Raw genomic sequence first — 1,092 nt, forward strand, 5'->3', positions numbered from 1 at the left:
ATGCCGCAGGCGTGATTACCTTCACCCCAGCAGCGAATTATACAGGATTGGTAAGCTTCCCATATGTGATTACCGATGGAACGGATACAGCTACGGCTAATGAAAACATCACGGTAAATGCAGTTAATGACGCACCGGTGGCGGTTGATGATCTTTCAACGACCGATCCTAATGTAGCTGTTACTATCCCTGTGTTAACGAATGATACAGATATTGATGGAGACACTTTAAGCGTGTCAAGTATTGTAACAACACCAACAAATGGAACGGTAGTGATCAATGGAGATGATACAATTACGTACACACCAAATCCAGGATTTAATGTTGGCACCGATACCTTTGAGTACGAAGTTTGTGATGGTTCAGGGTTATGTGATATAGCATTAGTAACGGTAGAAGTTCCAAAAACATTTTTACCACCAACAGCAAACCCAGATACGAATAGTACTTTAGAGAATACGACCTTAACCGTTGCAGCAGGATCAGGATTATTAAGTAATGATACAGATCCTAATGCAGATGAAACATTAGTGGTAACTAACTTTGTAATTGGAGGCATTACACACACAGTTGGTACTACCGAGAGTTTAACAGAAGGCGATTTAACAATCAATGCTGATGGTAGTTATGAGTTTGTACCCGCATTTAATTATAATGGACCAGTACCGCAAGTCACTTATAACATAAGTGATGGAAATGGCGGCACAAGCAGTAGCACATTGGATATTACGGTAACATTAGTAAATGAAACACCGGTAGCAGTTGATGACGCCTATACCACAGATGAAGATACCTCTGTACAGTTATTACCATTAACAGCTGATACAGATGCCGATGGCGATACTTTAAGTATCGTATCGATTAACGGAACGAACTTAACTCCAGGAACAGCACAGTCCATTCCTGTAACCAACGGAACGGTAGCTATTGATGCCGCAGGCGTGATTACCTTCACTCCAGTAACGAACTATACAGGATTGGTAAGCTTCCCATATGTGATTACCGATGGAACGGACACCGCTACAGCGAATGAAAACATCACGGTAAATGCGGTAAACGATGCCCCAGTAGCGGTCGATGACGCTTATACCA

1 protein-coding gene is annotated in these 1,092 nt (G+C 42.1%); it reads left to right on the forward strand.

Annotation, left to right across the window (positions count from 1 at the left end):
• The coding region (locus ACFO5O_RS14705) for an Ig-like domain-containing protein (protein WP_387965156.1) at positions 1–1,092 on the forward strand (1,092 nt) is incomplete at both ends.

Origin of the sequence: Geojedonia litorea, from assembly GCF_042654525.1 — a bacterium.
GTDB lineage: Bacteria > Bacteroidota > Bacteroidia > Flavobacteriales > Flavobacteriaceae > Geojedonia > Geojedonia litorea.